Annotated in this window: 7 protein-coding genes and 1 pseudogene; 1 reads left to right on the top strand and 7 read right to left on the bottom strand. The window is 66.5% G+C overall.

Going from position 1 to position 8,135, the window contains the following annotated elements:
• Positions 1-215, bottom strand: a pseudogene (locus JOZ06_RS15870) (succinate-semialdehyde dehydrogenase); the annotation flags it as partial.
• A 416-nt stretch (positions 216-631) separates the two neighbouring features.
• Here JOZ06_RS15870 and JOZ06_RS15865 point away from each other — a divergent pair.
• Positions 632-1,621 carry a LacI family DNA-binding transcriptional regulator gene (locus JOZ06_RS15865; protein WP_293234154.1) on the top strand — a complete coding sequence of 330 codons (990 nt, stop codon included), beginning with the start codon at positions 632-634 and terminating at the stop codon, positions 1,619-1,621.
• A 179-nt stretch (positions 1,622-1,800) separates the two neighbouring features.
• Here JOZ06_RS15865 and JOZ06_RS15860 read toward each other — a convergent pair whose 3' ends face one another.
• From JOZ06_RS15860 to JOZ06_RS15835, 6 genes are all read right to left on the bottom strand, one after another.
• Positions 1,801-3,150, bottom strand: coding sequence for an aspartate aminotransferase family protein (locus JOZ06_RS15860; protein WP_293234152.1), 1,350 nt, complete (start codon positions 3,148-3,150; stop codon positions 1,801-1,803).
• Between the two features lie 3 nt (positions 3,151-3,153).
• Entirely contained in the window at positions 3,154-4,605 is a 1,452-nt protein-coding gene (gene phnY / locus JOZ06_RS15855; protein WP_293234150.1) for a phosphonoacetaldehyde dehydrogenase, read from the bottom strand.
• Positions 4,602-5,855, bottom strand: coding sequence for a phosphonoacetate hydrolase (gene phnA, locus JOZ06_RS15850; RefSeq protein WP_293234148.1), 1,254 nt, complete (start codon positions 5,853-5,855; stop codon positions 4,602-4,604). The genes phnY and phnA overlap by 4 nt, the downstream gene beginning before the upstream one ends.
• A gap of 27 nt (positions 5,856-5,882) precedes the next feature.
• Entirely contained in the window at positions 5,883-6,728 is an 846-nt protein-coding gene (gene phnV, locus JOZ06_RS15845; protein WP_293234146.1) for a 2-aminoethylphosphonate ABC transport system, membrane component PhnV, read from the bottom strand.
• Positions 6,728-7,588: a 2-aminoethylphosphonate ABC transporter permease subunit gene (locus JOZ06_RS15840; protein WP_293234144.1), complete on the bottom strand. Its 861-nt coding sequence runs from the start codon at positions 7,586-7,588 to the stop codon at positions 6,728-6,730. The genes phnV and JOZ06_RS15840 overlap by 1 nt, the downstream gene beginning before the upstream one ends.
• The coding region (locus JOZ06_RS15835) for a TOBE domain-containing protein (protein WP_293234142.1) at positions 7,566-8,135 on the bottom strand (570 nt) is incomplete at its 5' end. The genes JOZ06_RS15840 and JOZ06_RS15835, both read right to left, overlap by 23 nt.

The raw sequence follows: 8,135 nt of genomic DNA, 5'->3' as shown, positions 1-8,135 counted from the left end.
TACTCGGAGGAGAAGTGGTTCTTGATCACCTTGTCCTCGACCACGCCCATGCGGGTTTCGGAGGCGGCGAGCTTGGCCAGCGGGATGCGGGCGTCGGCGGCGGCAAGGGCGGCGGCGCGGAAGATCGCGTCGACTTGCTCCTGCGTGAAATTGGCGTAAACGCGCTGAGCCGTTTTGACGCGGGCAACCAGTTGATTCAGTTGATGACTATCCATTGTTTACTTTCTCTCTTGCATTACCAAAGCTTGTGCGCCCTTGGCGACGCTATCGCCAAGCAGCGAATTGAAAACGTTTTACTGCGCGCCGGCGGGCATGGGGCAAAAGGCGCTGGATGGTTGGGTGTGGCAGTAAAGTGCTTTGTTTTCTCTTGTTTTTAAATCAATTTATTTGTTTTTGACGTCCGATTAAACAAGGTTTCGCGGCATGAATGATCAGGGTGATTGCTGGTGATCATTTCTTTCGTCTAGGTTTGTATTGAAAACGATTACATTATTCGTGTCAATTTTTCCAGTTGGAGGTTGTCAACAAGTTACAACAGTGGCGGCTTTCGCCGCATAATGACGGCACTTGTCAACAAAAGGTGGTGGGCAAGCATGGCGTGCAGACGGAACTGCCGAGAGAGTGAGGACTGATGAGTGCGAAGATCAAGGACGTGGCCGCATTGGCCGGCGTGTCGATTGCGACGGTGTCGCGCGCGCTGGGGAATGGGCCGGTCAGTGCCGATCTCAGAGAACGTGTCGAGCAGGCGGTGGCGCAATTGGGGTATCGCCCCAACCTGGCGGCGCGGCGTTTGCGTTCGCAGCATAGCCAAACCGTGGGCTTGCTGGTTTCGGACATACGCAACCCGTTCTTCACCGCGGTCAGCCGCGCGGTTGAGGATGCGGCCTATCGCGCCGGCATGCGCGTCATTCTGTGCAACGTCGATGAGGACGTGAAGAAGGAGGCGATGTACCTGCGCCTGATGCAGGAAGAGCGCGTCTGCGGCGTGATCTTCTCGCCGACCGGCGATACCGCGAGCCGCTTCCGGCCCGACCGCTTCGAGTTTCCGGTGGTGATGATCGACCGCGCCGGTCCGCCGGGGCTGACCGACGCCGTGGTGCTGGATAACAAGCAGGCGGCGCAGCAGCTGGTGGAACACCTGATCGGTCGCGGCTACCGCCGCATCGGCGGGCTGTTCGGCAACAGCAGCACTACCGGGGCGGAGCGCGCCGCGGGTTACGAGGCCGCGCTCGTGGCGCAAGGGCTGCCGGTTGCCGCGCGCTTTGTGCCTCCGAACGTCGATGCCGCCGTCGCCGCCGTCAAGTCCTGGCTGACCGAGCCGGACCGCCCCGACGCGCTGATCGCCAGTAACGGCCTGCTGCTGCAGGGAACGGTGCGGGCGTTGATGGAGGCGGGCATGTCGATTCCCGGCGACGTGGCGCTGGCCGGTTTCGATAACGACGTCTGGACCGGGCTCGTCGGCCATGGGCTGACGGTGATCGAGCAGCCGGTGTACGACATCGGCACGCTGGCGATGGAAATGCTGCTCTCCCGGCTGGAAAACCCGAGTCTGGCCAAGCGCAAAATGGTGCTCAACGGCATCTTGCTGGCGCGGGGCTCGACGGCCGCCAAACAGGCGTAGCCGCGGCGCACTGCCTGCGGCGAGTGTGCCCTACGGGAAGGCGTGTCCAGTTGTGCCAAACACTTCCTTGGCGTGGTTTCACTGTGGCGCACTGCCTTCGGCGAGTGCGCCCTACGAGAAGGTATGTCCGGTTGTGTAGGGCGTAATCGCCGCGCGACGCGCGGCATTGCGCCAAACGCCTAAGCACCGATTTCGGCTTTCAATGCCTGCTCGACGGTGTCGAGCGCCCAAAAGAGGTCGTCTTCGGCGATGTTCAGCGGCGGCGCCAGTACCAGCACCGTGCCTTGGCCGACCTTGAACGACAGCCCTGCCGTCAAGCAGCGGTACAGCACCGCTTCGGCCAAGTCGGCCGCCGTCCGCCCGTTGTGATCCCGGAGTTCCAGCGCGAGCAAGAGACCCGCGCCGCGCGCCTCGGCTACCGCCGGGCAGCGCCGTGCCAGGTCCTGTAGCCGTTGCAGCGCTTGCGCCCCCAGTGTCCGGCTGCGTTCGCACAACTGCTCGTCGGCGATCACGTCCAGCGTGGCGAGCGCGGCGGCGCAGGCCAGCGGGCTTTTCTCATGGGTGTAGTGGCCGAGCGAGATGTGCTGGCCCACGTCGAAGCGGGGGTGCGCGATCAAGGCGGCCAGCGGCATCAAGCCGCCGCCAAGCCCTTTGCCGATCACCAGCATGTCGGGTTCGATGCCGTAGCGCTCGATGGCGAACAGGTGACCGGTGCGTCCCAGTGCGATCGGAATCTCATCGAGAATCAGCAACGCGCCGTGGCGGTCGCAGGCGGCGCGTAGCCGCCGGTAGTAATCGATAGGCGGAATCTGCACGTCGGTGGCGCGGATGGTTTCCACGATCACCGCCGCTACGTCTCCCTCTTTCTCCAGGCAGTAATCGATATAGTCGACGCAGCGCAGCGCGCACGACCCTTGGCATCCGAACGCGCAATGACCGGGGTCGTGGGGCGGCACGTGCTCGCTGCCCGGCAGCAGCGGGCCGATGCCGCGGCGGAACACCGCCTCGCCGCCGATGGAAATGGCGTCGAGCGAGGCGCCGTGAAAGCTGTCCCACATCGACAGGGTTTTGAACTTGCCCGTCGCCAGGCGGGCGAGCTTCAACGCCATGCCGATCGCCGCGGTGCCGCCGGGCGCCAGCAGCAGCTTGGCGCCGTCGATCGGCGCGGCTTGGCACAGCGCGCGCGCGAGCGCGACCGCCGGCAGGTTGGTGTAGCGTCGCGGACTGAAGGGCAGCGTGTCGAGCGTCTGTTTGACCGCCGCCACGACCTTGGGGTGGCCATGGCCGATCTGGTGCAGGCTATTGCCGTGAAAATCCAAGTACGCGCGGCCCTCCAGGTCGACGATCCGGCTGCCGGCGGCGGCCGAGAGCGCGTTCAGGCAAGGGGTGGACATCGACTGGTGCAGGAACCAGCGCGCGTCCTCCGCCAAGAGTCCGCGCGTCTCGGGACCGATGTGCGCCGCTTGCCAGGCCTGGCGCCGCGGCCCCAGGTTGACGTCGCCTTCCTCGATATTGATGGCGTCGGCCATGCTTTACCCCCACGGCAACGAAAAAGTTTTCAGATTGGTGTAGTTTTTCATCGATTCCTGTACGCCTTCCTTATGGCCGAGGCCCGAATCCTTGATGCCGCCGAACGGCGTCAGTTCCAGCCGATAGCCGGGCACTTCCCACACGTTGACGGTGCCGACGTGCAGTTCGTTGACGAGCCGCGCGATGGCGTCCTGGCGGTCGGTGCAGACGCCGGAGGACAAGCCGAAGGCGGTGCCGTTGCTGATGCGGATGGCGTCGTCGAGCGTGTCGAAGCCGATGACGGGCGAGACCGGCCCGAAGGTTTCCTCGCGCACCAGCGTCATCGCCGGATTCACCCGGTCGAGCACGGTCGGCGCGTACAGCGCGCCCCGGCGCGTGTTGCCGGTCAACAGCCGCGCGCCCTGGGCCACGGCCTCGTTGACGCGCGCCTCGATGCGGGCCGCGGCGTCGGCGTCGATGACGGTGCCCATGCGGTTGGCCGCGTCGAACGGATCGCCATAGGACCAGTCGCGGGTATGCGCCACCAGCGCTTGGCAAAAATCGTCCAGCACGCGGTTTTGCACCAGGATGCGTTTGACCGCGGTGCAGCGTTGACCGGAGTTTTTATACGAGCCTTGCGCGGCCAGCGCCGCCGCGCGTTCGACGTCGGCGTCCTCCAGCACGATCAGCGGGTCGTTGCCGCCCAGTTCCAGCACCAGGCGGCGGTAGCCGGCGCGTTCGGCGATGTGCTTGCCGATGGCGACGCCGCCGGTGAAGGTGACGAGCTCCGCCAGCGGGTGGGTGATCAGCGCGTCGGCAATCTCGTCCGGCGCGCCGGTCAAGACTTGCAGCATCGGCGCCGGCAGCCCGGCCTCATAGAGCAGGTCGGCAAAGTAGAGCGCGGACAGCGGCACTTTTTCCGATGGTTTGAGCAGCACGCGGTTGTTGGTGGCGATCGCCGGCGCCACCTTGTGCGCCACTTGGTTCATCGGATGGTTGAACGGGGTGATGGCGACGATGACGCCGGCGAGCGGTTCGCGTTGGGTGAACACCCGGCGCGCCTGCCCATGCGGCGTCAGGTCGCAGCTGAAGCTCTGGCCGTCGTCGCGCAGCGCTTCGGCGGCGGCGAAGCGCAACACGTCGCCGACGCGGCCGATTTCATGCCGCGAATCCTGTTTCGACAAACCCGATTCGAGCGAAATGAGATCCGAGGCGGCGTCGGCGCGTTCGCCGAGCAGCGCCGCCGCGCGCGTCAGAATCTCGGCGCGCGCATGGCGCGTAAGCCGGGGCTGGTAAGCCGCGGCGTAATCGAAGGCGGCGCGCACGTCGTCGACGCTCGCCAGCGGCACGCTGCCGACACGCAGGCCGCTATAGGGGTCGAATACGCCGAACGTGCGTGCGCGTCCGGTTTTTTCGCCGCACAGACGCAGCGTTTCGCCGCGAAAAGCAGGATGGTCGTTCGGGGTGCCGCTCATGAAGCCTCCACATGGTTTAACGCCAGGTCGAACACGTCGAAATTACGCAGCCGCCGTCCGGCGGCAACCGTCACCGGTCGATTGAATAGCAGCGGCACTTCCTGTTCCGCCAGCCCGCCATGCGAGCGCAACGGCACCGTCAGGCCGGAAAGATCGTGCTCTTCCCGTCGTGAGCCGAGCGCCGTATCGTGGCGGCCGAGCACGACCAGATCGCCGATGCGGTCGGCCGGCAGGTCGAAGGCGTCGCACGCCTGTTGCCGCGTCAATACGCGCTCGATGCCGTCGCGCGCGCCGAGACGTTCGGCCATGGCGGCCGCGGCCGCCGAGGGCGGTAGATAAACGGTGGCGAACGAGCCGAGCGCGCCGTGATGCACGACATACGGGTCGGTGATCGGCAGGATGACGCGCGCCTGGCCAGCGCCAAGCCACTGATCGAGCAGGTCTTGCAAATAGATCACGTTGGGCGCGCCGCTTAGCGGGTCGTGCTTGGGGCTCATGCCGTGGTCGGCGGTGAGGCCGATGATCCAGCCCATGGCGTCCAAGCGCGCCAGATGGCGGTCCATCATCGCGTAGAAGGCGTTGGCCTCGGCGGTGCCCGGCGCGTGCTTGTGTTGGATGTAATCGGTGGTCGACAGGTACATCAGATCCAGCGGCCGCGTTTGCGCCAGGCGTACGCCGGCGGCGAATACGAACGCCGACAGATCGGCGCTGTAGATGTCCGGCAGCGGCAGGTCGACCAGGTCCAACACCCTGTCGATGCCATTGTCGGCCAGCGTGGCCGCGTCGGCCTTTTCCGCCGAAAAACAGATGCCGGACAGTTGCCAGCCGAGCAGGCGGCGGAGCTTGTCCTTGGCGGTGACGACCGCCACGCGCGCGCCGGCCTCGGCCGCCGCGGCGAGAATCGTGCCGGCGCGCAGGTAGCTCGGATCGTTCATCATCACCGCCGCGCCGCGGCCGCCATCGGCATCCGGGTCCCAGAAATAATTGCCGCAGATGCCATGGACCGAAGGCGGCGCGCCGCAAACGATCGACAGGTTGTTGGGGTTGGTGAACGAGGGCATGACGCTGTCGCCCTTGAACGCGCGGCCGGCTTGCAGGCAGCTTGCCAAGAAGGGCGTCGCGCCCGCCCGGGCGGCGGCGTCGAGGTAGTCGAACGCGCAGCCGTCGACGCAGACGATGACTCTCGGCGGCGCCGGCAGCCGGTAGCAGCGGCCGTTGACGGCCATCTCAAGAGGGAGGGGGTTCGACATGGCGGTTCCTTGTGAAGGCGCGAGGGTTCAGCGTTGCGGGCGCGGCCGCCGTTCGCGCGCGGCGATGGCGAGCAGCGCCGCCAGCGACGCCAGCAACAGCAACAACGACAGGGCGGAGGCTGGCAGGTAATAGCCGCGTTCGACCTGGCCGATGACCACGATCGGCACGGTGGCGAAGCCGGGCGGGTACACGGTGAGCGTCGCGCCCAGCTCGCCCAGCGACAGCGCGAAGCCGAGCGCCAGGCTCGCGCGGATCGCCGGCAGCATCTGCGGCAGCACCACGCGGGCGAGCACCATGGCCGGCGGCGCGCCCAGGCTTTGCGCCGCTTCGCGCAGGATCGTCAATTCCGGCCGCAGGGCCGATGCGGCGGTGCGATAGCAGAAGGGCAGCACCAGCGCGAGCTGCACCAGAATCACGATCAACGCCGAGCTGGACAAATCGACCGGCGGCTTGTGGTAGGCGATGAGCACGGCGAGTCCGAGCACCACGCTCGGCACGCCGTTGGGCATCATGGCGATGGTGTCGATCACGGCGCCAAGCCCGCGCCGCTCATGTCCTTCGAGCGCCAGCGCCAGCCACACGCCGAGCGCGGTGCCCGCCAGCGCGACGCCAACGCCGATCTCCAGGCTCGTGGCCAGCGCGGCGAAATCGCTGCCGTCGAGCCGTTCGAACCAGTGCAGGCTGAGGCCGTCCGGCAGCAGGGTGCCGGACCAGTGCGCCGCCACGCTGGAGAGCGCAACCACCGCCACCGGCAAGACAAACAGCCAGATGCCGACGAGCGCGGCGCAGAGGGTGAGCGATGCGCCGGCGATACGCGCCCACCGGCGCGATGCCGGCAGCTGTTTTATAGGGAGGGTGGAGAGCCGGTCCATCAGCGCGCCCCCCGCTGATGCCGTTGATTGACGCGGCGGTAGAGGGCGTAGAGCGACAGCGACATCGCCAGCATGACCACGGCGCCGGCCGCCGCGGTCGGCAAATCGAGATCGACCGTGGCGGCGCTGTAAATCGCCACCGGCAGGGTGATCAAGCGGGCGCTGCCCAGCACCAGCAAAATGCCGAACTCGTTCAGGGTCAGCAGGAAGCACAGCAGTGTGCCGGCGGCGATACCCGGCCAGGCCAGCGGCAGCACCACCTTGCGCGCCACCCGCCAGCGGCTGGCGCCGAGGCTTTGCGCGGCTTCGACGAGGCGCAGGTCGAGCATCGCGAACGACGCGAGCGTGGGGCGCACGACGAATGGCGCGTAGAACACCACTTCGGCCAACACCACGCCGCCGATGCCGAACAGAAAGTCGAGCGGGGGATTTTGCAGGTGCAGCAGCTGCTGCAGGCCGATGCTGACCGCGCCTTGCGAACCGTAGAGAAAAATCAGCGCGAAGGCGACCAAAAACGACGGGAACGCCACAAAAAGCTCCAGAAAGCGCGTCAGCAGGCCCGCGCCGGGAAAGGGTCTGAAGAACAACAGTGCCGCGAGCGTCACGCCCAGCAGCGACGCCAGCGTGGCGCTCAGACCCAGCACCGCCAGGGTGCAGGCGATGACGCCACGTGTCTCGGGGTTGTGGAAGAACTGCGCATACACCTGCAGCGTCAGGCCGTGCGGTCCGCTCAGGCTCAACAGCACCAGCCGCGAGAGCGGATAGATCACCAGCGGTCCCAAGACGGCGACGAGCAGAAACCACTGTTGCCAGGGGGCGCGGCGCAGTACGCCGATATCAGGGGTGAATGAGCGCGACATCGTCCACCTCGAAGTCCAATGAGATCCGTGCGCCTTTCAACGGCGCATCGCCTTGGTTGCGTTGCCGGGTGACCAGCACCGTTTGCCGCGGCAAGGCATCGAGCACCACCGACACCGACAAGGTCGCGCCATGCCATTGCACGTCGGCGATTTCGCCGTGCAAACGTCCCTGATCGCGCGGCACGATGAGGAACGCTTCCGGCCGCAGGCAGGCGAGACGCTCGGGGTCGTGACGGCGCGGGTCAGACGCCGGCAGTACCAGCGGCAGCGGCAGCAGATTGGCCGCGCCCAAATAGCGCGCGACAAAGGCGTCGCAGGGCGCGTCGTACAGTTGCTGCGGCGTGCCGAGTTGCGCGATGCGTCCCTCGCGCATCAACAGCGTGCGGTCGGAAAGCACCAGCGCGTCGTCGTGATCGTGGGTGACGCAGACGATGGTCAAGTGCGGCAAGCGTTCGTGCAGCGCTTTCAGCTCCGAGCGCACGTCGGCGCGCAGATTGGCGTCGAGCGCCGACAAAGGCTCGTCGAGCAGCAGAACGTCCGGCTCGAC

The sequence above is a fragment of the Paludibacterium sp. genome, from assembly GCF_019232825.1.
Taxonomy (GTDB): Bacteria; Pseudomonadota; Gammaproteobacteria; order Burkholderiales; family Chromobacteriaceae; genus Paludibacterium.
This window is presented reverse-complemented; position numbering and strand designations above follow the sequence as displayed.

Coding starts and splice junctions, on each gene's coding strand:
- phnA (WP_293234148.1), bottom strand. CDS start 5,855: ATGTCGAACCCCCTCCCTCTTGAGATGGCCGTCAACGGCCGCTGCTAC.
- phnY (WP_293234150.1), bottom strand. CDS start 4,605: ATGAGCGGCACCCCGAACGACCATCCTGCTTTTCGCGGCGAAACGCTG.
- JOZ06_RS15840 (WP_293234144.1), bottom strand. CDS start 7,588: ATGTCGCGCTCATTCACCCCTGATATCGGCGTACTGCGCCGCGCCCCC.
- JOZ06_RS15865 (WP_293234154.1), top strand. CDS start 632: ATGAGTGCGAAGATCAAGGACGTGGCCGCATTGGCCGGCGTGTCGATT.
- JOZ06_RS15860 (WP_293234152.1), bottom strand. CDS start 3,150: ATGGCCGACGCCATCAATATCGAGGAAGGCGACGTCAACCTGGGGCCG.
- phnV (WP_293234146.1), bottom strand. CDS start 6,728: ATGGACCGGCTCTCCACCCTCCCTATAAAACAGCTGCCGGCATCGCGC.